This is a genomic window from Stenotrophomonas sp. TWI819, assembly GCF_039673075.1.
Lineage (GTDB): Bacteria > Pseudomonadota > Gammaproteobacteria > Xanthomonadales > Xanthomonadaceae > Stenotrophomonas > Stenotrophomonas rhizophila_B.
On record NZ_JBDJKY010000004.1, the window covers coordinates 90133 to 114127 of the forward strand.

22 protein-coding genes are annotated in these 23995 nt (G+C 66.6%); 10 read left to right on the plus strand and 12 right to left on the minus strand.

What is annotated here, in order from left to right:
- Positions 1 to 255: 255 nt before the first annotated feature.
- On the minus strand, positions 256 to 1110 hold the full coding sequence (gene speE, locus ABE463_RS07030; RefSeq protein ID WP_346467666.1) for a polyamine aminopropyltransferase: 855 nt from the start codon (positions 1108 to 1110) through the stop codon (positions 256 to 258).
- Positions 1111 to 1302: 192 nt separating this feature from the next.
- On the opposite strand from speE, the gene speA reads away from it, so the two are divergent.
- Both speA and ABE463_RS07040 read left to right on the plus strand, forming a co-directional pair.
- On the plus strand, positions 1303 to 3192 hold the full coding sequence (speA, locus tag ABE463_RS07035; protein ID WP_346467667.1) for an arginine decarboxylase: 1890 nt from the start codon (positions 1303 to 1305) through the stop codon (positions 3190 to 3192).
- A 94-nt stretch (positions 3193 to 3286) separates the two neighbouring features.
- A complete protein-coding gene (locus ABE463_RS07040; RefSeq protein ID WP_121040688.1) occupies positions 3287 to 3610 on the plus strand; it encodes a DUF6122 family protein in 324 nt (107 codons plus the stop codon).
- Positions 3611 to 3649: 39 nt separating this feature from the next.
- Here the strand turns inward: ABE463_RS07040 and ABE463_RS07045 are convergent, their stop codons facing one another.
- Genes ABE463_RS07045 through ABE463_RS07055 form a run of 3 tightly spaced genes read right to left on the minus strand, consistent with a single transcriptional unit; the run spans position 3650 to position 5876 of the window.
- Entirely contained in the window at positions 3650 to 4975 is a 1326-nt protein-coding gene (locus ABE463_RS07045; RefSeq protein WP_346467668.1) for a sensor histidine kinase, read from the minus strand.
- On the minus strand, positions 4972 to 5634 hold the full coding sequence (locus tag ABE463_RS07050; protein WP_259258799.1) for a response regulator transcription factor: 663 nt from the start codon (positions 5632 to 5634) through the stop codon (positions 4972 to 4974). The genes ABE463_RS07045 and ABE463_RS07050 overlap by 4 nt, the downstream gene beginning before the upstream one ends.
- A complete protein-coding gene (locus ABE463_RS07055) occupies positions 5634 to 5876 on the minus strand; it encodes a PepSY domain-containing protein (protein ID WP_310443479.1) in 243 nt (80 codons plus the stop codon). The genes ABE463_RS07050 and ABE463_RS07055 overlap by 1 nt, the downstream gene beginning before the upstream one ends.
- A 198-nt stretch (positions 5877 to 6074) precedes the next feature.
- Here ABE463_RS07055 and ABE463_RS07060 point away from each other — a divergent pair, with 198 nt between their 5' ends.
- Positions 6075 to 6509 carry a PepSY domain-containing protein gene (locus ABE463_RS07060; RefSeq protein WP_259258801.1) on the plus strand — a complete coding sequence of 145 codons (435 nt, stop codon included), beginning with the start codon at positions 6075 to 6077 and terminating at the stop codon, positions 6507 to 6509.
- A gap of 82 nt (positions 6510 to 6591) precedes the next feature.
- Here ABE463_RS07060 and ABE463_RS07065 read toward each other — a convergent pair whose 3' ends face one another.
- The 3 genes from ABE463_RS07065 to ABE463_RS07075 all read right to left on the minus strand — a co-directional run bounded on the left by ABE463_RS07065 (position 6592) and on the right by ABE463_RS07075 (position 8919).
- Entirely contained in the window at positions 6592 to 7107 is a 516-nt protein-coding gene (locus tag ABE463_RS07065) for a hypothetical protein (RefSeq protein WP_123729934.1), read from the minus strand.
- A 98-nt stretch (positions 7108 to 7205) separates the two neighbouring features.
- The gene (locus ABE463_RS07070; RefSeq protein WP_346467669.1) at positions 7206 to 8417 is read right to left on the minus strand and encodes an FAD-dependent oxidoreductase; all 1212 of its coding nucleotides are present in this window, start codon (positions 8415 to 8417) and stop codon (positions 7206 to 7208) included.
- Positions 8418 to 8424: 7 nt separating this feature from the next.
- A complete protein-coding gene (locus tag ABE463_RS07075) occupies positions 8425 to 8919 on the minus strand; it encodes a lipocalin family protein (RefSeq protein WP_259258804.1) in 495 nt (164 codons plus the stop codon).
- Positions 8920 to 9102: 183 nt separating this feature from the next.
- Between ABE463_RS07075 and ABE463_RS07080 the strand changes: the two genes are divergently transcribed.
- On the plus strand, positions 9103 to 9351 hold the full coding sequence (locus ABE463_RS07080; protein ID WP_121040674.1) for a hypothetical protein: 249 nt from the start codon (positions 9103 to 9105) through the stop codon (positions 9349 to 9351).
- A gap of 82 nt (positions 9352 to 9433) precedes the next feature.
- Positions 9434 to 11884: a DUF3772 domain-containing protein gene (locus ABE463_RS07085; protein ID WP_346467670.1), complete on the plus strand. Its 2451-nt coding sequence runs from the start codon at positions 9434 to 9436 to the stop codon at positions 11882 to 11884.
- A 45-nt stretch (positions 11885 to 11929) separates the two neighbouring features.
- Here ABE463_RS07085 and ABE463_RS07090 read toward each other — a convergent pair whose 3' ends face one another.
- Both ABE463_RS07090 and ABE463_RS07095 read right to left on the minus strand, forming a co-directional pair.
- Positions 11930 to 14032, minus strand: coding sequence for a phosphoglycerol transferase I (locus ABE463_RS07090; protein ID WP_346467671.1), 2103 nt, complete (start codon positions 14030 to 14032; stop codon positions 11930 to 11932).
- A gap of 294 nt (positions 14033 to 14326) precedes the next feature.
- On the minus strand, positions 14327 to 15967 hold the full coding sequence (locus ABE463_RS07095) for an AarF/UbiB family protein (protein WP_184997280.1): 1641 nt from the start codon (positions 15965 to 15967) through the stop codon (positions 14327 to 14329).
- Between the two features lie 181 nt (positions 15968 to 16148).
- Between ABE463_RS07095 and ABE463_RS07100 the strand changes: the two genes are divergently transcribed.
- Positions 16149 to 17060 (plus strand): DUF808 domain-containing protein, encoded by a 912-nt coding sequence (locus tag ABE463_RS07100; protein WP_259258808.1) that lies wholly within the window; start codon positions 16149 to 16151, stop codon positions 17058 to 17060.
- Positions 17061 to 17072: 12 nt separating this feature from the next.
- Here the strand turns inward: ABE463_RS07100 and ABE463_RS07105 are convergent, their stop codons facing one another.
- From ABE463_RS07105 to ABE463_RS07115, 3 genes are read right to left on the minus strand one after another with little or no spacing between them, the layout of a single operon-like run.
- The gene (locus ABE463_RS07105; protein ID WP_346467672.1) at positions 17073 to 17732 is read right to left on the minus strand and encodes a hypothetical protein; all 660 of its coding nucleotides are present in this window, start codon (positions 17730 to 17732) and stop codon (positions 17073 to 17075) included.
- Positions 17733 to 17742: 10 nt separating this feature from the next.
- Positions 17743 to 18261 (minus strand): sigma-70 family RNA polymerase sigma factor, encoded by a 519-nt coding sequence (locus tag ABE463_RS07110; RefSeq protein WP_346467673.1) that lies wholly within the window; start codon positions 18259 to 18261, stop codon positions 17743 to 17745.
- 51 nt (positions 18262 to 18312) lie between these two features.
- A complete protein-coding gene (locus ABE463_RS07115; protein WP_346467674.1) occupies positions 18313 to 19875 on the minus strand; it encodes a GGDEF domain-containing protein in 1563 nt (520 codons plus the stop codon).
- Between the two features lie 133 nt (positions 19876 to 20008).
- On the opposite strand from ABE463_RS07115, the gene ABE463_RS07120 reads away from it, so the two are divergent.
- The 4 genes from ABE463_RS07120 (at position 20009) to ABE463_RS07135 (ending at position 23960) form a co-directional block, all read left to right on the plus strand.
- Positions 20009 to 20647, plus strand: coding sequence for an NAD(P)H-binding protein (locus tag ABE463_RS07120; protein ID WP_346467675.1), 639 nt, complete (start codon positions 20009 to 20011; stop codon positions 20645 to 20647).
- Positions 20648 to 20718: 71 nt separating this feature from the next.
- Positions 20719 to 21597, plus strand: coding sequence for a tryptophan 2,3-dioxygenase family protein (locus ABE463_RS07125; protein WP_259258816.1), 879 nt, complete (start codon positions 20719 to 20721; stop codon positions 21595 to 21597).
- A gap of 243 nt (positions 21598 to 21840) precedes the next feature.
- Positions 21841 to 23343, plus strand: a complete 1503-nt coding sequence (locus ABE463_RS07130) for a peptide MFS transporter (RefSeq protein WP_123729945.1) — start codon at positions 21841 to 21843, stop codon at positions 23341 to 23343.
- Between the two features lie 8 nt (positions 23344 to 23351).
- Positions 23352 to 23960 carry a thioredoxin family protein gene (locus tag ABE463_RS07135; protein ID WP_259258819.1) on the plus strand — a complete coding sequence of 203 codons (609 nt, stop codon included), beginning with the start codon at positions 23352 to 23354 and terminating at the stop codon, positions 23958 to 23960.
- Positions 23961 to 23995: the final 35 nt, after the last annotated feature.

The window sequence follows — 23995 nt, forward strand, 5'->3', positions numbered from 1 at the left end:
GGGGTTGCCGGCCAGCGGCCGGCACTACCGGAAACGCAAAAAACCCGCGCTGTCGCCAGCGCGGGTTTTTTGTTTGTCCGCATGCATCGCGGTTTCAGGGCGCACCGACCAACGGTCGGTGCCTACCCCTTCATTGCCGGGGCCGGCCGATCAACACCCGGGCCGAAGGCGACCGGTAGAGCCGACCGGTAGAGCCGACCGTTGGTCGGCTGACCGCGCGAAGCGCGGCAACGATCGACACCGACGCTTGACGCATCAGCCCTTCAGGGCTGCCGCCACGAACGGCGGGGTCACCAGCACACCGGTGTGCAGCGCGGCGGTGTAGTACAGCGTATCGAACGACTTGCCAGCCGAATCGGCCTGGCGGAAATCGAAGCTGCTCTCGCCCTTGCGGGCCAGGGTCACGCTCCACCAGCCGGTCGGGTAGCACGGCTGCGGGAACGGCAGGGTCTTGAACGAGCCGAAGCCGGCCTTGCCCATCTCGGCGCGCATTTCGTTGATCAGGTCCAGCTGCATCAGCGGCGATTCGGACTGCTGCACCAGGATGCCGTCATCCTTCAGGGCCTTGAAGCAGCTTTCGTAGAACGCCTTGTTGAACAGGCCTTCGCCCGGGCCGACCGGATCGGTCGAATCCACGATCACCACGTCCACGCTGCCGGCCGGGCAGTTGGCCATGTAGGCCACGCCGTCGTCGAACATCAGCTCGGCGCGCGGGTCGTCGTTGGAATCGCACAGCTCCGGGAAGTGCTTGCGGGCCATCACGGTGACCTGCTCATCGATGTCGCACTGGGTCACGCTCTCCACGCCGGCGTGCTTGAGCACTTCGCGCAGGGTGCCGCAGTCGCCGCCGCCGATGATCACCACGCGCTTGGGCGCGGCATGGGTGAACAGCACCGGGTGGCTGATCATCTCGTGATAGAAGAAGTTGTCCTTGCTGGTCAACATGATGGCGCCGTCGATGGTCATCAGGTTGCCCCAGTCGGTGGTCGCGAAGATCTCGATCTTCTGGAACGGCGACTGCACTTCATCCAGCTTGCCGGTCAGGCGGTAGCCGATGGCCGAGCCGGTGCGCTCGAAGTGTTCGATGTACCAGTTGTTGTTGTCAGTCATGGAGCAGCAGTCCTGTTCGGAAGGGTGTTGGAGCCGGGCTGGCGGCGGTGCCGCGTGGCGCAAGCCACGTCCGGACGGGTTGGCCCGTTCAGGTTTCAAGCCTGAGCACGGGCGCGGGCGCGCATGATAACGGAGCTGTCGCCACATAGGCGTTATCATGCACCCCCTTTTTTACCAACCAGGCCCACTGAAATGACCGATTGGTCCCTCGACCAAGCCCGCAAGACCTACTCGATTCCGCATTGGGCGGATGGTTACTTCGACGTGGATCAGGCAGGACACATGGTGGTGAGACCGACTGGCCAGGACGGCCCGGTGGTGTCCTTGCCCAAGATCGTGGACGCTGCCCGCGAGGCCGGCGCCAAGCTGCCGCTGCTGGTGCGCTTCCCGGACATCCTGGGCCAGCGCCTGGGCAAGCTGCAGGCCGCGTTCGCGCAGGCGCAGGCCGACTGGGACTACCCGGGCGGCTACACCGCCGTGTACCCGATCAAGGTCAACCAGCACCGTGGCGTGGCCGGCACGCTCGCCAGTCATCACGGTGAGGGCTTCGGCCTGGAAGCGGGCAGCAAGCCCGAGCTGATGGCTGTGCTGGCGCTGTCGCGCCCGGGTGGCCTGATCGTCTGCAACGGCTACAAGGACCGCGAATACATCCGCCTGGCCCTGATCGGCCGCAAGCTGGGCCTGCAGACCTTCATCGTGATCGAGAAGCCCTCCGAGCTGAAGCTGGTGCTGGAGGAGTCCAAGGCGCTGGATGTGAAGCCGGGTCTGGGCGTGCGCATGCGCCTGGCCTCGCTGGGCGCGGGCAAGTGGCAGAACAGCGGTGGCGACAAGGCCAAGTTCGGTCTTTCGCCGCGCCAGCTGCTGGATCTGTGGAAGTCGCTGCGCGATACCGAGTACGCCGATTGCCTGAGCCTGCTGCATTTCCACATGGGCTCGCAGATCTCCAACGTGCGCGACATCGCCAATGGCATGCGCGAAGCCACCCGCTACTTCGTGGAGCTCTCGCGCCTGGGCGCGAAGATCACCCACGTGGACGTCGGCGGTGGGCTGGGTGTGGATTACGAAGGCACCCGCTCGCGCAGCTTCTGCTCGATCAATTACGGCCTGAACTCCTACGCCAGCAACATCGTGCAGCCGCTGGCCAATGCCTGCGAAGAGCATGGTCTGACCCCGCCGCGGATCGTCACCGAGTGTGGCCGCGCGATGACCGCGCACCACGCGGTGCTGATCGCCAATGTCTCCGAGGTGGAAGAGGCGCAGGAAGGCCGCGTGCCGGACCAGCACGACGACGAGCCGGCGGCGATCCGCCACCTGCGCGAAATCCACGCCGAGCTCGACGAGCGCCCGGCGGTGGAGCTGTTCCAGGAAGCGCAGCACTTCCATGCCGAAGGCCTGTCCAGCTACGCGCTGGGCCAGATCGACCTGCCGCAGCGCGCCCGCATCGACGACCTGTTCTACGCCATAGCCCATGCCGTGCGTGCCCGCCTGAGCTATGACGAGAAGAGCCATCGCCCGGCGCTGGACGAGTTGAACGAGCGCCTGGTCGACAAGTACTTCGTCAACTTCAGCGTGTTCGAATCGATCCCGGATGCCTGGGCGATCGACCAGGTGTTCCCGATCGTGCCGATCGAGCGCCTGAACGAGCAGCCCGAGCGCCGCGGCATCATCGCGGACATGACCTGCGATTCGGACGGCATGGTGAAAACCTATGTCGAGAACGAAAGCCTGGACACGTCGCTGCCGCTGCATGCGCTGAAGTCCGGTGAGAGCTACCGCATCGCGTTCTTCTTGGTCGGTGCGTACCAGGAAATCCTGGGCGACATCCACAACCTGTTCGGCGACACCGACGCGGTGGAAGTGCTGGCCGATGCCGATGGCTACGCGATCACTCAGCAGCGCCGCGGTGATACCACCGATGTGATGCTGGACTACGTGGGCTACAGCTTGGCCGATCTGCGCGCCAGCTACGCCGAGCGCGTGGCGGCGGCGAAGCTCTCGCCCGAGCGCGCGCAGGAACTGTCCGAGGCACTGGAAGCTGGTCTGACCGGCTACACGTACCTGTCCGACGAACCGCTGGCGTAAGCCAGTGGCGACGGGTGACGGCCTTCGGGCCTCACCTGGCTGTCCATAACGCCGGGCATTGCCCGGCGGTCTTTCCAAGGCACCCGACACCGGCATGAGCGCCCGCGCGATCTTTCATCTGTTCCTGCATGCGGCCGTACCGGCGGTGCTGGCGTGGATGTTCTGGCGCAAGCGTTTCATGTCCGCCTGGGTGCTGATGCTGCTGGGCTGGATCATCGATCTGGACCACCTGCTGGCCGACCCGATCTACGCCCCGAACCGCTGCAGCATCGGTTTCCATCCGCTGCACACCGCACCGGCGATCGCGGTGTATGCGGGGCTGTGTGTACCGAAGAAGACGCGCCTGTTCGGCATCGGTCTGATCATCCACATCGTGCTGGATGCCATTGATTGCTGGTGGATGCACGCTGGCAGGTAGGCCCACACCATGCGTGGATGACGTGCAGCGGCAGCCGGATTACCCCGCCGGCAGCGTTACCGTCGCCTCCAATCCTGGCGCGGCGTTGGCCAGCACCAGCGTCCCACCATAGCTCTCGGCGATGTCCGCCACGATCGACAATCCCAGCCCACTCCCGGCCGCGCGCTCATCCAGCCGCACGCCGCGTTCCAGCACGCGCTGCAGCTGCTCCGCAGGAAGCCCGGGACCGTCATCACTCACCGTGATGCGCAGCTGACCCTCCCGTGGTGCCACCTCCACGCGCACTGCGTGACTGGCCCACTTGCCCGCATTGTCGAGCAGGTTGCCCAGCATCTCTTCCAGATCCTCGCGCGCGCCGGCGAACACCCCAGCGGTGTCGCTGTCGCACGTAAAACGCAGCCCGCGCGCGGCATGCACGCGCTGCATCAGCCCGCACAGCGCGCTCACCACCGGCGCCACCGGCGTGCGCTGCTGGCTGTCGGCGCCCAGGCCTGCAGCGAGGTAACGATCGATGCTGGCCTGCATGCGCGCGGTCTCGCTGCGCAGGGTCTGGCGCCAGTCGCTGCCGTCGCCCTCGGCCTCGGTGGTCAGCACGGTCAGCGGCGTCTTCAGCGCGTGCGCGAGGTCTTCGGCGCTGCGGCGTGCGCGTACCACCATACGCTGATGATGGTCGAGCAGCGCGTTGAGCTGGACGGCCAGCGGCGCGACTTCTTTCACCAGGCCCTGCTGCGGGAAGCGCACGTTCTCGCCGTTGCGGACCTGCCCGGCAATGCGGCCCAGCTCGGCCAGGGGCCGCAGGCCGTAATGCACCTGGGTCACCAGTACGCCGAACCACACGGCGATGAGCACGGCCAGTGCGAGCGCGGTGCGCTGCCGGAAACTGGCGACCTGGGCATCCAGCGGGCTGCGGTCGGTGGCGACCATCACGATCACCGGCGCGGCGGCGCGGGGCAGGGTGACCTGCTGGGCCAGCACGCGCAGGGATTGCTGCAGCGGACCGGGAGCATCGAAGGCCTTGGCCGGTCCCGGCTGCAGCGCGGTGGGTGCGGCCAGCGCGTCATCCCACAGCGAGCGCGATTGTCCGAGCGCGCGGCCTTGTTGGTCCAGCACCTGCCAGTAGTCGCCGGAGAACACGCGGCGGTAGCGCTCGTCAGCCAGCGTGTCGCGCCACTGCAGCTGGCCGTTGGCATCGCTTTCGGCCAGTGCCAGTACCGCGATCAGATCGTTGCCCAGGCGCTCATCCATCGCGGCCCGCGCTGAACGCTCGAACATCGCACCCAACCACCAGGTTGCCAAGGCCGACACCAGCACCAGGCCGAGGCCACCGGCCACCAGCAGGCGGGTGCGCAGCGAGCCGGTGGTCATGGCGTTGCCGACAGGCGGAAGCCCTGGCCACGGTGCGTATGGATCAGCTCGCTGCCGAGCTTGCGGCGGATGCGGCCGATCAGCACGTCCAGCGTGTTGGAGTCTGGATCGAAGCCGTCTTCGTAGACGTTCTCGCCCAGCCGCGAGCGGCTCAACACCGTGTCCGGGTGATGCATGAAGTAGCTGAGGATGCGGTGCTCCTGCGCGCTGAGTGCCAGCGGCGCGCCGTCCAGCTCGAAGCGGCCGGCGTTGACGTCCAGCACCAGTGGGCCGCACTGCAGGCGCGGATGCGCGTGGCCGGCGCTGCGGCGGATCAGCGCGCGCAGGCGCAGCAGCAGCTCTTCTGGCTGGAACGGTTTGGTCAGGTAGTCGTCGGCGCCGGCATCGAAACCGGCCAGTTTGTCATGCCAGCGGGCGCGGGCGGTCAGCACCAGCACCGGGAAGTCGCGCCCGGCCTGGCGCCAGCGCTCGATCACGCTCAGCCCGTCCAGGCCCGGCAGGCCCAGATCGACCACGGCTGCGGCGATGTCCTCGATCTGCCCCTGGTACTCGGCATCCCGGCCCTCCGCAGTGTGGATGACCACATAGCCGGCCTCTTCCAGCAGCGTCTGCAATCGGCTGGCGAGCAGGGCGTCATCTTCGGCGAGCAGCACGCGCATCAGTCTTTTTCCATCTTCAGCAGGCGGCCGGTGGCGGCATCGTAATCCAACTCCATCACCACGCCATCCGGGCCAAGGATCTCGATCTCGTATTTCCCGTCATCCAGTTCCACCTCGATCAGCTTGCCCGGATAACGCCGCAATGCGTCGGCGACCACCTGCTCCAGCGGCACGAAGCGACCCTGGCGCACCGCCTGGCGAACGCTGTCCTGCTGACGGCTGCCACCGTCGAGGACCCGCATCGGGTCCTGCGGGGCGAGGGTCAGCAGCAGGGGCAGCATCAGGGACAGGGCAGACATGCGGGCACGCAGGGCAAAGGGCAGGGCACCGGTATACCGGGGCTGTCTAAACAGTATCTAACAGTCGCCCTCATGGTCCGGTTAGGGGCGGTGGCCAGACTGGCGGTGCCGGAATGGACCGGTGCCCCCTCAAGGATTCCCATGAAGACGATGATTGCCGCTACCGCCCTGGCCGCTGCGCTGTTCGCCACTCCGGCCTTTGCCGCCAACCTGTCGGCCGCCCAGGTCCAGGCCAAGCTGAGCGCGGCCGGCTACACCCAGGTGCATGAGCTGGAGCACGACGATGGCGTGTGGGAAGCGGACGTGACCCGCAAGGACGGCACTGTCGATGAAGTGATCATCGATGACACCAAGGGCGAGATCTTCGATCCGCGCGATGGCCGCGCCGTGCTGGACGCCGGGCAGATCCTGGCGCTGGCGGGCAAGGCCGGGTTGACGCAGATCGAGTCGATCGAGCGCGATGGCGCGACCTGGACCCTGGATGCGCGCAACGCCCGCAACCAGCGCGTGGAAGTGCGCATGAGTGGCCACGACGGCCGCGTGCTCGCCAGCAAGCGTGATGGCTGGTGGGATTGATTCCAGCGCGCCACCGCGCGCTGGATGCACGAACGGCCGGGTTTCCCCGGCCGTCCGCATGTCCGCTTGAAGTATCCCGCGCTTACCAGCGCGAGGGGTAATCCCAATAGCCCGGGCCGCGGCCGTAGCCACCGTAACCGTCGAAGCCGTCATAGCCGTACGCACCATAGGGGCCGTAGAAGCCAGGGCCCTTGCCTTCGCTCACCCGGATGTTGATGTTGACGTTGCGGGTGTTGCCTTCGTCATTGGTGTAGTTCTTGCTCAGGTTGAGTTCGGCGGCGTTGTAGTGGGTATTGCCGAAATTCTCCGAGTAGCCGATGCCGGTGGTCAGGCTGCCGTTGACCCGCAGCTTGTCGTCGGTCACGTGGGCGATGCCGTTGGCCGCACGATCGGTTGAACGCCGGCCGGTACGATCGCCGTAGAACGTGCCCGGCGGATCGCCGCGCAGGGACTGATCGCTCAAGTACTGCATGGGCGCATCGGGAATGCTCAGATCCAGCCCGGTCGAGGACTGCGGGCCGGTGGCGCCTGCCGCAGACTGGGCCAGCGCCACACCGGGCAGGGACAGGCACAGCAGCAGGGGAAGCAGGCGGATCATGAGAGGCTCCGGAGCAGACAGGCGGGACGGCCGACAGCGCTGACGCTAGCAGGCATAGTTTGAATGATGCCTGTCATGGCGTGGGTTGCAAGGGGAACTCAGCGCAACCGGCCGAATCCGAACAGCTCTGCCAGCGGATGCCGGCGCCGCTCGATGCCCGCGCGCAGCAGCCCGGCCCCGATCATGGAGTAGGTGATCCCGTTGCCGCCGTAGGCCATCGCGAACAGCACCCGAGGCCCCCATTGCGGGTGCGGGCCGAAGAACGGCAGGCCATCGTGGGTCTCGGCAAAGGTGCCGCCCCAGGAGAAGGCCGGCTGCAGCGGCAGGTGCGGGAACAGTTGGGTGGTCTTCTTGAGCAGCGTGACGGTCTTGCTCTCCACCCGGCGGTCGCGCCGCGCCGGGAGATCGATGGCATCGTCCTCGCCGCCGATCAGCAGCCGGTGGTCACCGGTGCTGCGCAGGTACAGATACGGCCGCGCCGATTCCCATGCCATGGTCTCGCGCAGGGGGCCGAGCAGGTCCGGATGGATCGGATCGGTGATGAAGGCGTAGCTGCTGCGGTTGCGGGCCACCGAGGGCTTCAACCAGCGCTGCCCGGCATAGCCGGTGGCCAGCACCACATGGCGGGCACGGATGCGCGCGCCGCCCAGGGTGGTGGCGGTCACGCCGCGCGGGGTCGGGGTGAGCGTATCGAGCACGGTGCGGTCGTAGACGCCGCAGCCGCGCGTGTGCAGCCGCATCAGCAGCCGGTAGGTGAGCCGGTAGGGGTCGATGCGTGCGGCGAGCGCGCTGAGGATCGCGCCCGGTGCACGGATGCCGTACTCGGCCTGGACCGCCTCGCTGTCCAGCCAGCGCACATCGAAGCCGTGCTTGGCACGCAGTGCGCACTCTTCGGCCAGTACGGCCTGGTGCCCGCGCTTGCTCGCGTAGTACAGGCTGGCCATGCGGTGGCAGTCCACATCGCGGAACGGCGCGGCCACCTTGCAGATGGCCGGGATCGCCTCGGCACAGGCCTGATAGGCCAGCACCGCCGCGTCCTCGCCGTAGCGTTGGGCCAGGTCGATCAGGTGCGTGTCAATCTCATACTGCAGCAATGCAGTGCTGGCCGCGGTGCTGCCCCAGCCGATGTCGCGCTGTTCGATCAGCGCCACATCATGGCCGTGCGCGCACAGCTCATCCGCAATCAGCGCGCCACTGATGCCGCCGCCGACCACCAGCACCTCGCAGTTGAGATCCTTCTCCAGCGGTGGGAAGGCATGCATCAGGCCGTTGCGCACGGCCCAGAACGGATACCCGCTCTTCAGATCCATGGCAGCCTCAGGCGGTGGGGTGGCCGGTGTGCGGGGTCTGGATCAGGTCGGTCAGGTCGAAGCCCTGCAGGCGCGCCTGGGCCAGATAGTGCTCCTGCGTGGTGCGGTCCAGCGTGGGCGTGCGCGAGAGCAGCCAGAGGAACTTGCGGTCCGGGCTGCCGACCAGCGAGACGCTGTAATCCGGTGCGATCTGGATCACCCAGTAGTCGCCCTTGGTGAAAGGCAGCCAGCGCAGGCCCTTGGGCAGGAAGCTGACCTCCAGCCGCGCGGTGTCGTTGTCCACGGGGCAGGCTTCGCCGTCGGCTTCCTCGATCTCGTTGCCCATGCGGCAGCGGTTGACCACGGCAACGTGGCCGTTGTCCTTGAGGCTGTAATGCGCGGACACATCCGTGCAGCCTTCCGGCTCATGCTTCATCGGCAGGCGGGCGATCTCGTACCAGGTGCCCAGGTAACGCGGCAGCTTGAGGTCGGGAACGGTTTTCAGATCGGGCTGTGTGGTCATGGGTGAACGCTGGTGGGAGTGCGATCCCACGATGCCGGGGCCGCTGCCACGGCCGGGTGAAGCCGGGGCGAGTGCGGCGTCGAGAACGCTGCGTTGTCGATGCGTCATGCTCCGGCCGCGTGGGCGGCGCTATGCTGGGCCGGAGCGCCATCAGCGCTTCTTTCAACAGCGATGGAGATACGGATGTACCAGGTGATTCTGCTCAAGAGCGAAACCGGCGTTGCCCGCCAGCAGCGCGAGACCGCCGACGATGTGCTCGACCACGAGGGCGTGACCTACACCCTGCGCGCCGGGCCGCGGCAGCCGTTGCCGACCGATCACGCCTGGGATGAGATCGCGGTCTACGCGCCCGAGGAGATCACCGAGGAAGAGTTCCAGGACTGGTATGCCCGCCTGCAGCCGCAGGTTGAAGAGCTCCGCCTGAAGTACTGAGTGCCCGCATACCTGTTCTGAACGGGGCCCGGTTTATAGTCGCGGGCAGGCGCGGTGGTCCGCGCGAACCGTTGGTGCTGGCGTGTCGCTTCGTCATTCTTCGTTTGTGGTGCGGTCGCTGGGCTGGCTGCTGTTGTTGACCTGTCTCGGCGCCGCGCCGGTCGCTCTCGGGCAGGCCACGGATCCGCCCCCGGATCCGGCCAAACAACTGGTCCAGGCCGAAAAAGCGCTGCGCGCCACCAGCGATGCGCTGGAGGATGCGGGCACCACTGAAACCCTGAAGGCGCTGTCCGACCGCGCCCTGGCCGTCCAGCGCGATGCCGACGGCCTGCAGAGCGCCCTCGACCCGCAGCTTCAGCAGGTGGATGCGCGGCTCGAGCAGCTTGGCCAGGTCGCCGAAGGCACCGTCGAGCCGCCGGAAGTGAGCCGGCAGCGCAAGGCGCTGAACCAGCAGAAGGCCGACATCACCGCGCAGATCGCCCGCGCCAAGCTGCTCTCAGTGGATGCCAAGCAACTCGGCGAGCGCATCGAGAAGATGCGGGTCACCCAGTTCAGCGAACAGCTGAGCCGCAAGGTCGCCTCACCGCTGTCGCCTGCGCTGTGGCGCAGCTTCGCCAAGGATGTGCCGGACGATGTGCACCGCCTGGCCATTCTTTATCGGCTGGGCGAAGACGCGGCCCGCAAGGCCATTGCCAAGCATGGCTGGAACGCGCCCTTGATCGGGCTGGCGGTCGCACTGGTGATGTTCTTCCCGTTGCGGCTGTGGCTGCGCGCGCTGGGGCGCCGCTTTGCCGCCTCCGAGCGTGCACCCGATGGACGCCTGCGCCGCTCTGGCCTGGCGGTGTGGCTGCTGCTGGTCGGCACGCTGTTGCCGGGCCTGGCGGCGGTTGCCCTGGTGGAGTCGCTGGATGCGATCGGCGCGATTCCGCCGCGCCTGCAACAGGTGGCCGAGACGTTCGAGGTGGCCACCTTCGTGGCGGCCTTCATCGCTGCGCTCAGCGCCTGTCTGCTGGTACCCAAGCGCCCGTCGTGGCGGCTGCTGCCGCTGGATGACAGTGCGGCGTTGCGGCTGCGCAAGTACGCGTGGGGCGCGGCCGGCCTGACCTGGCTGAGCATCATGCTGGTTGCCCTCGACCGTGCAGCCCGCACCAGCGAAGTGACCACGGTGGCCGCCGATGGGTTGATGGCGCTGACCTACCTGGGGCTGATCATCGCGATCCTGACCTCGCTGGCGCGCATGCACAACCGTCAGGCGGCCGAAGCCGCCGAGGCCGAAGCACGGGCCGATCCCCGCGCCGGTGGCGATGGCAAGGTGCGAGGGGCACCTCGCCGCAGTGGCTGGATCGTGTTGGCGCGTCTGGTCGGCCACATCGCCGTGGCTGCAGCGGTGATCGCCACACTGCTGGGGTATCTCAACTTCGCGCTGTTCGTGGCCCAGCAGCTGGTCTGGGTCGCGGTGGTGTTCATGGCGGTCTCGCTGCTGCTCAAGTTTGCCGATGACCTGGCCACCTGGGTGCTCGCGCCCAGCAGCCGTGCCGGGCAGACCATCGTGTTGACCACCGGGCTCAGCGAGTCGCGGGTGGAGCAGGCCGGCGTGCTGCTCTCGGCGGTGCTGCGGGTCGGGGTGATCGTGCTGGGCGTGCTGATGCTGGCCGCGCCGTTCGGCAACCTCAACGCCTTCCTGGGCGGTCTGGACTCGTTGTCCGGCGGTCTGAAGATCGGTGAGACCACGCTCCGGCCGAGCAGCGTGCTGTACGCGGTGCTGGTTTTCCTGGTGGTGTGGGCGGTGATGCAGACCTTCCAGCGCTGGCTGAGCGACACCTATCTGCCCAAGACCGAGCTGGATGCCGGTGCGCGCAACTCGATCAGCACCGTCACCCGTTATCTCGGCATCATCGCCGCGGTGCTGTGGGGTGTCACCGCGCTGGGCATCGGCCTGGAGAAGCTGGCACTGGTGGTCAGCGCGCTGTCGGTGGGTATCGGTTTCGGTCTGCAGGCGATCACCCAGAACTTCGTCTCGGGCCTGATCCTGCTGGCCGAGCGGCCGGTCAAGATCGGCGACTGGGTCAAGCTGGGGGACCAGGAAGGCGACATCAAGCGGATCAGCGTGCGCTCGACCGAGATCCAGGTCGGCGACAAGTCCACCTTGATCGTGCCCAATTCCGAGCTGATCACCAAGACCATCCGCAACATGACGATGGGCAACGCGCAGGGCCGGATCCAGATCCAGTTCTCGGTGCCGTTGAACACGGACGTGGCCGCATTGCGGCAGATTCTGCTGGATGCCTACACCGATCACCCGGGCGTGCTGAGCGACCCGGCACCGTCGGTGTTCATCGACTCGATCGCCAATGGGCAGATCGCGATCAACAGCTTCGCCTACGTGTCAGGCCCGCGTGCGGTGTACGGCGCGCGCAGCGAGCTGTACTTCACGGTGCTGCAGACGTTTGCCGAGGCCGGGATCGCGCTGTCCTCGCCGACGGATATCCATCTGGTGCGGGATCCGGCGGCGACGCCGGCCCCGGACGCGTAAGCAGGCCGGTAGGTACCGACCATTGATCGGTACCTTCCGGCGCCGTCAGCCGCGGTTGCCGCGGCGCGACGGCACCAGCGCGAAGGTATCCACGGCCAGCTTCTCGGCGTGGTTCAACCAGGCACGCACCTCCAGATCATCGACCTCGTGGTCCAGGCCGAAGCTCAGGTTGATGCGACCCTCGGCATCCGGCTGTACCCACTGCTGGGCGACCACCACCTTGCGCTGCGAGGAGACCGCCTCGATCCAGAAGCCGCGGTCGGGTGACTGCTTGGTCACCAGCTGCACCATGTATTGGCCGGCCCGGGTGCGGCGACCCTTCTGGGTGATCATGTGCGCCTGGCGGATGCTCGGGCGCGGGCCGTTGAACGGATCCAGCGGGCCATCCACCGCCACGCCACCGCGCAGCTGGTCATCGCGGAACAGCTTGATGCCCTTGTCCTGGTTGACCAGCATCGCGCACCAGTCACCATCGGCCGAGCCGTCTTCGAACGCGGTGCAGCGATCCACGTAGGCCAGCGTATTGGACGGGTCGGCCAGATCGAACTGCTTGGAGGTGTTCTCCAGGTAGACCGATTTCAGGTCCCAGTGCTTGTCGTACTCCAGCAGCACCGGCGGCTGCACATGCTGCAGGCCGATCACCACCTGGTTGTCGTCATCGATGCGCAGCTGGCGGGTCTTGTCGCCCAGCCACAGCGAGCGCGAGAAGGCGAGATAGCGCGGGTAGTCCTTGCCGTTGTCGCGGAACACCGCGGCGCTGGCACTGTCCGAACGCTCCGGATGCAGCAGCGAGCGGCCGAAGCCGATCGAATCGATGGCCGGATCGATCAGGCTCAGCAGGGTGGCGCCCGAATCCAGCGTCGAGCCGGCTGGTGCGGCCAGCTGGCGCGGGGCGATGTCCTTGCCCAGGAACAGCAGCAGGTTCTCGCGCTCCTGTTTGGCCAGGATATGGCTGAGATCGTTCGGCATGGCCAGGTGATCGGAGGCGATCACGATCAGGGTGTCTTCGCCGTACGGGCTGGCATGGATACGGTCGACCAGCTTGGCGATCAGCCCGTCGGTGCACTTGAGCGCATTGAGCATGCCGATGTTGCCGTGCTCGCTCTTGTAGCGGGTGCCTTTGCAGGCCACGGGCAGGTGACCGGCCGGGTGATGGGTGTCCATGGTCAGCGTGGTGAGCATGAACGGCTCGCCCTTGCGCGAGAGCTGCACGAAGCGGTCATACGCTTTGTCCAGCAGCACATCGTCATGCACGCCCCACGGGGAGAAATGCGCGCGGGTGATCTTCTGCTGCTTGAACCAGGCCAGGTCGTCGACGGTATCGAAGCCATGCGTGGCCAGGAACTGGCCTTTGCCGGCGAACTGGCCGTTGGCCCCGCCCAGATAGTGATTGGTGTAGCCCTGCTGCTTGAGGTAATCGCCCAGGCAGACCGCTTCGGGCAGGAAGCTGCCCATGCGGCCCATGCTGTTTTCGTCTTCCTTGGCGGTGGTCAGCGGCACACCACACATCGAGGAGACCAGGCCGGCGATGGTCCAGCCACCGCCTTCGGCCGAGACCAGCCCGCGCACGTCCAACGATTGCGCGGCGAGCCGGTTGATGTTGGGCATCAGGTCCGGGAAGGTCTTGTCATCGAGATAGGTGCGTTCCAGGCTTTCGCCATAGATCCACACGATGTTGCGTGGCTTGGTCAGCGGTTGCGTGGGCACGCGGTACTCCGCTTTGACCATGCTGTAGTCGACCGGGCGCATCTGCTGGTACAGACGCTGGCCATCGCTGTACAGCGGGCTCACCACGATCGCGACGAACCACATGGCCATGAAGCCGGCAAACACCGCCTTGCCATGCGCGGGGCGGTGGCGGCGACGCAGGCGTGCCAGCAGCAAGGGGGTGAGCGAGACCAGGGCCAGCGCGATGAAGCCGGCGATGTAGTGCTTGAAGTCGGCGACACCGGCGCCTTCCATGTCCGCGCCGAGGTGGTACAGCGTGGCTGCATTGAGACCGTCACCGGACAACTTGTTGATCAACCACCATGCGCTGAGCGTCAGCAGCAGCAATGACATCAGGCTTGCCTTCCACCACACCCATTTGTCAGATGCGAGGAACAGCCAGGTGAGCAGCAACAGTGACAGCAGCAGGATCCAGAGCATAAGCACTTTTGGCAGTGGAGACAGGTGGTGATGGACGTCATGACGACGCAGTTCCCATCCGACCGGCTGTCTCAACCACACATGCATGACAAGCCGATGACTCGATCATGCCTGCACGAACCTGACTGAAATGTTTGTTGAAAACGACAGGCTCGATCACCTATCGCACTGCGATATGCGACGTAAAACGCGCGTGAAGGAGTGCGCGCGATGCAGCACTGCATCACGCGTTGTGGAGGGTGTCTGATCGTCGTGTCTGAATGCGTGACGTGCTTGACGTGCGTGGAGATCGCGTCAACGGTGCCCGCGTTCTTCCTTCGAGCGCGCACGACGATCAAAGATCAGCGCACTGAGGATGATGCCCAGGCCAAGGAACACACCGATCAACATCAAGGTGAATGCGATGGCGGGATAGCCGAACAGATGCCAGCCGGTATCGACTTTCATCATCATCGCCGCAGCGAGTATCAGCGCGGCGGTGACGATACCGGCGGACACGCGGTTGGCGATCTTCTGCAGGTTCTCCATCAGGCGAGATTCTTCCAGCCCGGTGACTTTCATCTGCAGGCGGTTCTCGGCGAGCAGCGCGAGGATGTCGGTCATTTTGCGCGGCCCATCGCGCAGCAGCTGTTGGATCTCCATCGCCTCGCTGGCCAGATTGGCTTTGGACAGCGATTTCTTGAGACGTGCGCGCATCACGTGCTGCAGCTGTTTCTCCACGATGCGGCGCGTATCCAGGTCGGGCGACAGCAGTCGGCAGACAGTTTCCAGATTCAGCAGTGCTTTGCCGAGCAGGCTCAGCTCCGGCGGGGTGCGCAGTCCACTGGCGGTGGCGATGCGCACCAGGTCCAGCACCACGCGGCCTTCGGAGAAGCTGCTGTTGGCCGCGTAGCGCGCGATGACCTGGCCGGTCTCGCGCAGGTAGCGTTCCTCGTCGAAGTACTCCAGCCGCGTACTGATGCCGATGATCTCGTCGGCGACTTCTTCGCCGCGTCCATCCACTGCCGCGAACAGCAGCTTGAGCAGGCGCTCGCGCAGCCGCGGCGGCATGTGCGCGACCATGCCCAGGTCGAAGATCGCCAGACGACCGTCCGGGGTGACGCGCAGGTTGCCCGGGTGCGGATCGGCATGGATCTCGCCGTGCACGAAAATCTGATCCACATAGCCGCGGATCAACGCCGCGGCAAGCGGCGCCATCGGCTGTTCGGTGCGGCGCACGTCGGGGATCATGTCCACGCGCACGCCCTGCGCCAGCTCCATGGTCAACACGCGATGACTGCAGTAGTCCCAGATCGGCTGCGGCATCCACAGCGGTTTGAACGGTTTGAGGTGCTGCCCGAAGCGCTGCAGGTTCTCGGCCTCCGCCTGGTAGTCCAGCTCCTGCATCAGGGTTTTGGCGAACTCATTGAGCCAGTCGCGCAGGCGTACGCGACGGCCGACCTGGGTGAGGTGGTCAGCGGCCAACGCGAAGCTGCGCAGCACCTCCAGGTCCGAGCGCAGCTGTGCGGCGACCTCGGGCTTCTGCACCTTGACCGCCACCTGGCGCCCGTCATGCAGTTCGGCGCGGTGGACCTGGGCGATCGAGGCGCAGCCCAGCGGGACCGGATCGAAACTGGCGAACAGCTTGGAGACCGAGGCCCCCAGCTCCTGTTCGATGATCGCCGCAACGCGCTCGACCGGAATCGGCGCTACGTTCTCCTGCATGCGCTCCAGGGCCGTGGCGAACTCCACCGGCACCATGTCCGGCCGGGTGGAAAGCATCTGGCCCAGTTTGACGAAGGTCGGCCCCAGCGATTCCAGATCGGTGACGAACTGCTCCGGGTTGCCGTCCGGCGGCACATCGTGGACCGCGCGGGCGTCCAGGTTCATGCCGGAAAACACGCCGGAATTACGGTAGCGCAACAGCAGGCGCAGGATCTGGCTGCGACGGTTCATGCCCTTGACCAGCGACGGCGAACCGGGGACGACGGGCGTGGTGTTCAAGCAGGACTCCGGGGCGACGATCACCGGCAGTGTGGCCGGGCGGGGGTGGTGGGCCGGTGAATCCGCACCCGCTACCGCGACAGGGGGCGGATCGGTCAGAATCGGCGCTCCCGCTTCCTCCTTTGGATCCACCATGGCCGGTGCCAGTCTGTTCGCGTTGCTCGATGATATTGCGTCCCTGCTGGATGACGTGGCGGTGCTGACCAAGGTGGCGGCCAAGAAAACCGCCGGCGTGCTCGGCGACGACCTGGCGCTGAACGCCCAGCAGGTGACCGGGGTCAGCGCCAACCGGGAGCTGCCGGTGGTGTGGGCGGTGGCCAAGGGCTCGCTGGTCAACAAGGCGATCCTGGTGCCGGCCGCGCTGGCGATCAGTGCCTGGCTGCCGTGGGCGATCACCCCGCTGATGATGATCGGCGGCGCCTTCCTCTGCTACGAGGGCGTGGAGAAGCTCGCGCACCGCTTCCTGCATTCGCGCGATGAGGACGAACAGCGCAAGGCCGAGCGGGTCAAGGCACTGGCCGATGAGAAGGTCGACATGGTCGCCTGGGAGAAGGACAAGGTGAAGGGCGCGATCCGCACCGACTTCATTCTCTCGGCGGAGATCATTGTGCTGTCGCTGGGCGTGGTCTCCAGCGCCCCCTTCCTCAACCAGGTCACCGCGCTGGTGGTGATCGCGCTGGCGATGACCGTGTTCGTCTACGGCCTTGTCGCCGGCATCGTCAAACTCGACGATCTGGGCTTGTATCTGTCCAACAAGGGCGCCGCGCTGGCCGCGATCGGCCGGGGCCTGCTGGTGGCCGCACCGTGGCTGATGAAGTTCCTCTCGGTGGCTGGCACTGCGGCCATGTTCCTGGTCGGCGGCGGGATCCTGGTGCACAGCATCGCGCCGCTGCATCACGCCATTCTGGAGATGGGCGGTGATGGCCGCTGGGGCTGGTTGATCAACGCGCTGGGCAACGTGATCGTCGGCGTGGTGATCGGCGCGGTGGTGCTGGGCGCGGTCACCGCATTCCAGAAGCTGCGCGGGGCCAAGCCGGCGCATTGAGGCTCGGCCAGCTCAGGCCGATTCCCACCCGCGCAGGGCCTCCAGTTCGGCGCGGGCACGGGCCAGGCGGCGCCCGGAGAGCGCGTCGATCGCGCGCTGCAGCCGTGGTGAGGCCGGCGCACGCTGAACCCAGCGTCGCGCACCCACCATCGCGGCGATCATGGCCAGCGTCCCTGCACCCAGCGAGACCAGCAGCCACGGTGCGGCGAACGCGCCCAGATCCACCCCCCACGCCTGCCAGGCCACCAGCACCGGCACCGCCAGCCACAGCCAGCACCACGGCAGGCCGAGCAGCAGTTCGGTCAGTGCGGTATGCCAGCGCAGCGCGGCCAACTGCTGCGATTGCTCCACCACCGTATGGGTGGGGTGCAGCTGTCGTCGGCGCTGCAGGCGGGTGATGCTGACGATGATGGCCGCGATGCAGTACGCGTGCAGGGACAGCGCACTGAGCATCACCGCCAGCGGCGGCTGCTGCCACCACTGGCTGCCGCAGTACACCGCCACGGCCAGCCAGATCGCCAGCTGCAGCCACTGCCACAGGCTGAAGGCCCCCAGCTGATGCTGTACGGCGCGTTGCCGATGGCTGCGCCACGCATCCAGCGCGAAGGCCTCCTGCGCGTCGGTGGGAGCGTTGGCGTGACTCCACAGCTGCTTGAGCTCATCCGGTTGCATGGTGGTTCCCTCAGTCGGTGGGGTTCAAGCGGGTACGCAGCTGCTGGCGCACCCGGTGCAGGCGGGTGGAAACATTGGCGATGCTGATGCCCAGCACCTCGGCCATCTGCCGATGGTCGTGGTCGTCCAGGTGCAGCAGCATCAGGGCGCGGTCCAGCGGTGGCAGCGCGTGGATGGCGAGCTCCAGCTGGCGCAACGCGTGGCGGTGTTCGGGCGGTGCGGCGTCGTCCACCGCGGGCAGATCGTCGTCCAATGGTGCGTGGTGGCCCTGCCGGTGCTGCTGGCGACGCCATTGCGAGATCGCCACATTGAGCGCCACCCGATACAACCAGGTCGAGAAGCGCGCCCGCGCCGGGTCGAAATCCTCGAATGCCGCCCACGCCTGCACGCTGATCTCCTGGACCAGATCCAGCCGATCCTCGTGCTGATGGCAGTAACCGCGCGCCACCTTGAGCACGATGCCGCGATGCTGCTCCAGCAACGCGGCGAAGCGCGCGCGTGGATCGTGGGCGGTGCGGGGCAGGGTCATGTGCATACCCGGGTGATTCGCGCCGGGGCGCGGAATATCACAGCCATCGGATCAGCGCGCCGGCTCGGCAGCCTGCACGCGGTTCTTGCCGACCCGCTTGGCCGCATACAGCGCCGTATCGGCGCGTCGCAACAGCGCGTCCGCCGCTTCGCCCGGCTGCCATTGCGCCAGGCCGGCGCTGAAATGCACCGGCACCCGCTGCTCCTCCAACGGCAGCGGCCGCTGGGCGAGTGAGCGCTGCAGCCGCAGCAGGGTGGACATGCTGTCCGCCGCCGGCGTTTCCGGCAGCAGCAGGACGAACTCGTCCCCGCCCAGGCGCGCGATCGCATCGCTGCTGCGCAGGTGCAGCTGGCAGACCTCGACCAGATGGCGCAGTACCGCATCGCCGCCGGCATGGCCGTGCAGGGTGTTGGTCTGATGGAAATCGTCCAGATCGAGCAGGGCCAGCGCCAGCGGATGGCCATGGCGGGCGGCGCGCGCCATTTCGCGCTCGAGCAGTTCATCCAGCCCGCGCCGGTTGAGCGCGCCGGTCAGGGGATCGGTGCGGACCAGCCCGGAGACATCACGCAGCTCCTGCTCCAGCTCGGCGATGCGCTGCTCGGCCTGCTCCACCTCGCGGCGTGCATTGCCCAGGTGGTCGCGTGCCTGCAACGCCTGTTCCTGCACCCGGCCGGTATCCACCAGCACGTCCTGCAGGAGCTGGTTGAGATCGGCGATGCTGCGCGCTTCCTTCAGGGCCAGCGCATAGCTGCTGATGCGGTCGTGGTATTCGCCGGTGCTGACCGCCATGCCATCCAGGCGCTCGATGAAGCCGCCCATGACGTTCTTCATCGCCGCTTTGGATTCCACGATCCCCTGCTTGAGCAGGCCCTGCTTGTAGATCACTTCGCGCAGGTTGGCGCGTGCCTGTTCCACCGAGTCGCGATCGAGCGGGCCGCCGATCAGTGACCGCACCGCGTGCACCTGGCCGTGCAGCCAGCTGCTGTCGTCGAGCAGCTCGCCGATGTTGTCCAGCAGCAGATCGAACAGGCTCAGCAACAGCTCCTGCTGTTCCTGCCAGCCATCGCTGCGTACGCCGATCTGGTGGGACAGCTCGCGGAGCCGGACTTCGATCGGCTGCAGCGGTTGGCCGGGATGCCAGCGATGCACCTCACCGGCGAGGTGCCCGGGCTCTTCGCGCAGTTCAGGCATGTTCTGCAGCAGGCTGGCCACGGTCACCCCGAGGGTGTGCCGCAGCAGCTCGCGCAGGCGCAGGCTGTCGGGTTGGCCGTCGGGCGTTTCCTGTTCGATGGTGCGGATGTACTTGTCGATCAGCTGGCGCATCGCGCGGCCGTAGCTGACCCAGTCGCCGCTGCGCTGCGCCGACTGCAGCCGCAGGCCCATGTCGCCCAGCTCGCCGGGCAGGGTGGACATGCCATTGGCAAATGCGGCCAGCAGGGGCTCGGGGCTGTCGATCCCGGCAAACAGGCGCTGCAGCATCGCGCTGCTGCCGCCCTTCAGGACCGGGGCCGGTTCGCTGCGCGTGTCCACCGCGGTCCCCACGCTCTGCCGCCGCGACAGCAGCCGCCCGACAGCAGTGCCGGGGCTGGGGGGAGGGTCGTGCGGGTCCGTCATGCGGCAGGTCCTTGCAGGGCACGGCCGGGGGCCGGAGCGGTGGAGAGGTTGGAACAGTATCGGCGCAGTCCGGTCACGCTTGAACCGATCCTGCATGGCAGGATGGTAAGCACGAGCGAGGCAGGAGAATGCGATGAAGGTGATGCTGGTGGGCGCGACCGGATTGGTGGGCAGTCACGTGCTGCGGCAGTTGCTGGAGGACCCGCGCTGCGATGCGGTGGTTGCACCGACCCGACGCCCGGTGGGCATCACCGATCCCGCGCTGGTCAATCCGGTGGTGGACTTCGCGCAGTTGCGGGCCGAGGCCGACTGGTGGGCGGTGGATGCGGTGATCTGCGCGCTCGGTACCACGATCAAACAGGCCGGCAGCAAAGAGGCGTTCGCGCGGGTCGACCATGACGCGCCGCTGGCGGTGGCGCGGCTGGCGCGGGCGCAAGGCGCGCATGCCTTCGCGTTGAACTCGGCGATGGGGGCCGACCCGGGCTCGCGCATCTTCTACAACCAGGTCAAAGGCCGGCTGGAGCAGGACCTGCGGGAACTGGGCTACCCCTCCCTGACCCTGGTCCGCCCCGGGCTGATCGGGGGCGAGCGGGCCGAGCGGCGCACCGGCGAGCATCTGGCCAGCCTGGTGCTGGGCGCACTGGGTCCGGTCCTTCCACGGGCGTGGCGGATCAATCCGGCCGAGCTCATTGCGGCCGCGCTGGTCGAGGCGGCCCTGGCGCCGAGGCCCGGCGTCAACGTCGTGCGCTCGGCCGAGTTGGTGGAACGGTAAGCCGCCGGCCGCCAGATGCACGGCCAGCAGGCCACTGCGCTACCCTTTCTGCCCCTCAAGCGGTCCCTGCCATGTCCGTCGACAAGAACCAACGCGATCTCGAAGCCGGTATCCACACCGATCTGGAGGGGCGGCTGACCTACGGCGGCTACCTGCGCCTGGATCAGCTGCTGGCGGCCCAGCAGCCGCTGTCCAACCCGCCGCACCATGACGAAATGCTGTTCATCATCCAGCACCAGACGTCCGAGCTGTGGCTGAAACTGCTGGGGCACGAGCTGCGCGCGGCGATCGCTCACCTCAAGCGCGACGAGGTCTGGCAATGCCAGAAGGTGCTGGCGCGCAGCAAGCAGGTGCTGCGCCAGCTCACCGAGCAGTGGTCGGTGCTGGAGACGCTGACCCCTTCGGAGTACATGGGTTTCCGCGATGTGCTGGGCCCGTCGTCGGGCTTCCAGTCGCTGCAGTACCGCTACATCGAGTTCCTGCTGGGCAACAAGAACGCGCAGATGCTGCAGGTGTTCTCGCATGACCCGGCCGGCCAGGCCCAGTTGCAGGAGGTGCTTGATGCCCCCAGCCTGTACGAGGAGTTCCTGCGCTACCTGGCCCGCTTCGGCCATCCGGTCCCGGCCGGCTATCAGGGGCGGGACTGGCAGCAGCCGCACGTGGCCGACGATGCGCTGCACCCGGTGTTCGAGCGGATCTACCAGAACACCGACCGTTTCTGGCGTGAGTACGCGCTGTGCGAAGACCTGGTCGATCTGGAAACCGCCTTCCAGCTGTGGCGCTTCCGCCACATGCGCACGGTGATGCGGGTGATCGGCTTCAAGCGCGGTACCGGTGGCTCCAGCGGGGTCGGCTTCCTGCGCCAGGCGCTGGAGCTGACCTTCTTCCCGGAGTTGTTCCAGGTGCGCACCACGATCCGCAACGACGATCCGATGCCGCCGGATGCCTGATCGGGCATCCCCTGCAATAAGCCTATTCATATTTAGCCGGTCCATCCGCCGTACGGTGCGGCAGGCCCCGCCGTTGCTGCGCTGCCGGTCGTGGACCGGCAGTTGCAGATGCAAGTTCAGCGACCGTGCTGCCAGCGGTACACATCAGCGTGTATTTGACGTGAACGTGGTTGGTCTGGGATTCTCCCGCGCTGCTTTCGCACATCGGACGTGCATGTCTTCCACCGAACCCAGGAATCCCGCATGAGCGTAGACACCGCCGCGAAATCCGTTCCCGAACCGGCGTTGCCGGAGTTCAAGACCACGCTGGGCCATCCGCGCCCGTTGTGGATGCTGTTCATGACCGAATTCTGGGAGCGCTTCGCGTTCTACGGGATCCGCTGGGCGCTGGTGCTGTACATCGTCGCGCAGTTCTTCGAAGGCGACTCGGCCGGCCAGGCCGCAGCCAGCCGGACCTATGGTGCCTATCTGGCGCTGGTCTATGCGGCGGCGATCTTCGGTGGCTACGTTGCCGACCGGGTATTGGGTTACCAGCGCTCGATCCTGACCGGCGCGGTGATCATGGCTGCGGGCCTGTTCATGGTCGCGATGCCCAACAAGGAAATCTTCGAGCTGGGCCTGGCCACGATCATCATCGGCAACGGCCTGTTCAAGCCCAACATCTCCACCATGGTCGGCAAGCTGTACGGCCTGAAGGATGAGCGCCGCGACTCGGGCTTCACCATCTTCTACATGGGCATCAACATCGGCGCGATGATCGCTCCGGTGCTGACCCAGTACCTGGCCGAGAGCGTGTTCGGCACCAAGGCGATGCCGTCGTACAAGATGGTCTTCATCGCCTCGGGCATCGGCATGCTGATCAGCCTGGCCTGGTTCTACGTCGGCCGTGCCGGCCTCAAGGGCATTGGCGCCCCACCGGCCGGTGCCGAGGGCTATGGCCGCATCGTGATGGTGTTCATCGGTGCCATCGTGGCGATCCCGGTCGCCTTCTTTCTGCTCTCCACCGGCGCCACCGCGCTGGCCTGGATCCTGGGCGTGATGTTCATCGCGCTGGCAGTGCTGCTGCTGGTGGAGGGCATCCGTGAAGGCAAGGTCCAGCGTGACCGCGTCATCGCGATGCTGATCATCTTCACCTTCAACGTGATGTTCTGGATGTTCTTCGAACAGGCCGGCAGCTCGTTCACCTTCCTGGCTGACAACATCGTCAACCGCAACCTGGGTGGCTGGGAATTCCCGACTGCCTGGTTCCAGTCGGTCAACTCGGTGGCGATCATCACCCTGGCCCCGATCATTGCCTGGATCTGGATCAAGCTGGGTCGCGCCAACCCGTCGATCCCGCGCAAGTTCGGCCTGGGCCTGCTGTTCAACGGTGCGGCCTTCGCGCTGCTGATGGTGGCGCTGTCGAGCATGGTCGTGGACGGCAAGATTCCGTTCTGGACGCTGTTCATGGTCTACGTCATCCAGTCCGTGGGTGAGCTGTGCCTGTCGCCGATCGGCCTGTCGATGGTGACCAAGCTGGCGCCGGTGCGTCTGGTCGGCTTCGGCATGGGCGGCTGGTTCCTGTCCACCGGCATCGGCAACAACATGTCCGGCATCTTCGCCGGTGTGGTCAGCGGCGAAGGCGGCATGACCGTGGAATCAGCCCTGAAGGGCTACACCTTCGGCTTCTGGGCGTTGATCATTTCCGGCGTGGTGCTGTTCCTGGTCGCCCCGCTGATCAACAAGCTGATGCACGGCGTCAAGTGAGGTCTGCGATGCGCATGAAAGCAGCGGCAATGTCGATGATCGCGGCCGGCCTGCTGGCCGCCTGTTCGCCGTCGTCGGCGCCCACCGCTGCGCCTGCGCAGCCGCTGGATACCTCCGAGCAGAAGCCCCCGGTCGCCGATCCCGGCGAACCGGTGGCCTCGGGCAACACCCCGGCCGCGGCGGACATCGCCGCGATCGCGGCGCTCAACGCCCAGTTCGATCCCGCCCGCGATCCGGTCGCCGATCTGGCCACGGCCAAGGTCGAGGCCCAGCGCGGCGGCAAGCGGATCATCCTGGACGTGGGCGGCGAGTGGTGCCCGTGGTGCCATCTGATGGACGGTTTCATCGAGGGCGATGCGGAGATCCGCAGCTTCCGCGATGCGAACTATGTCTGGATGAAGGTCAACTACAGCGAAGACAACGAGAACGCGGCGTTCCTGTCGCAGTTCCCGGCAGTGAAGGGCTACCCCCACCTGTTCGTGCTCGATGCCGACGGCACGCTGCTGCATTCGCAGTTCACCGGGGAGCTGGAGGCGGACAAGGGGCAGAAGAAGGGCTACGACCGTGGCCGCTTCTTCGCCTTCATGAAGCAATGGGCGCCACCGAAGGCGTCATGATCGAAAAAGCCGCGGATTCCGCGGTTTTTTTTGCG

Coding starts and splice junctions, on each gene's coding strand:
- speE (WP_346467666.1), bottom strand. CDS start 1,110: ATGACTGACAACAACAACTGGTACATCGAACACTTCGAGCGCACCGGC.
- speA (WP_346467667.1), top strand. CDS start 1,303: ATGACCGATTGGTCCCTCGACCAAGCCCGCAAGACCTACTCGATTCCG.
- ABE463_RS07040 (WP_121040688.1), top strand. CDS start 3,287: ATGAGCGCCCGCGCGATCTTTCATCTGTTCCTGCATGCGGCCGTACCG.
- ABE463_RS07045 (WP_346467668.1), bottom strand. CDS start 4,975: ATGACCACCGGCTCGCTGCGCACCCGCCTGCTGGTGGCCGGTGGCCTC.
- ABE463_RS07050 (WP_259258799.1), bottom strand. CDS start 5,634: ATGCGCGTGCTGCTCGCCGAAGATGACGCCCTGCTCGCCAGCCGATTG.
- ABE463_RS07055 (WP_310443479.1), bottom strand. CDS start 5,876: ATGCGGGTCCTCGACGGTGGCAGCCGTCAGCAGGACAGCGTTCGCCAG.
- ABE463_RS07060 (WP_259258801.1), top strand. CDS start 6,075: ATGAAGACGATGATTGCCGCTACCGCCCTGGCCGCTGCGCTGTTCGCC.
- ABE463_RS07065 (WP_123729934.1), bottom strand. CDS start 7,107: ATGATCCGCCTGCTTCCCCTGCTGCTGTGCCTGTCCCTGCCCGGTGTG.
- ABE463_RS07070 (WP_346467669.1), bottom strand. CDS start 8,417: ATGGATCTGAAGAGCGGGTATCCGTTCTGGGCCGTGCGCAACGGCCTG.
- ABE463_RS07075 (WP_259258804.1), bottom strand. CDS start 8,919: ATGACCACACAGCCCGATCTGAAAACCGTTCCCGACCTCAAGCTGCCG.
- ABE463_RS07080 (WP_121040674.1), top strand. CDS start 9,103: ATGTACCAGGTGATTCTGCTCAAGAGCGAAACCGGCGTTGCCCGCCAG.
- ABE463_RS07090 (WP_346467671.1), bottom strand. CDS start 14,032: ATGCTCTGGATCCTGCTGCTGTCACTGTTGCTGCTCACCTGGCTGTTC.
- ABE463_RS07095 (WP_184997280.1), bottom strand. CDS start 15,967: ATGAACCGTCGCAGCCAGATCCTGCGCCTGCTGTTGCGCTACCGTAAT.
- ABE463_RS07100 (WP_259258808.1), top strand. CDS start 16,149: ATGGCCGGTGCCAGTCTGTTCGCGTTGCTCGATGATATTGCGTCCCTG.
- ABE463_RS07105 (WP_346467672.1), bottom strand. CDS start 17,732: ATGCAACCGGATGAGCTCAAGCAGCTGTGGAGTCACGCCAACGCTCCC.
- ABE463_RS07110 (WP_346467673.1), bottom strand. CDS start 18,261: ATGACCCTGCCCCGCACCGCCCACGATCCACGCGCGCGCTTCGCCGCG.
- ABE463_RS07115 (WP_346467674.1), bottom strand. CDS start 19,875: ATGACGGACCCGCACGACCCTCCCCCCAGCCCCGGCACTGCTGTCGGG.
- ABE463_RS07120 (WP_346467675.1), top strand. CDS start 20,009: ATGAAGGTGATGCTGGTGGGCGCGACCGGATTGGTGGGCAGTCACGTG.
- ABE463_RS07125 (WP_259258816.1), top strand. CDS start 20,719: ATGTCCGTCGACAAGAACCAACGCGATCTCGAAGCCGGTATCCACACC.
- ABE463_RS07130 (WP_123729945.1), top strand. CDS start 21,841: ATGAGCGTAGACACCGCCGCGAAATCCGTTCCCGAACCGGCGTTGCCG.
- ABE463_RS07135 (WP_259258819.1), top strand. CDS start 23,352: ATGCGCATGAAAGCAGCGGCAATGTCGATGATCGCGGCCGGCCTGCTG.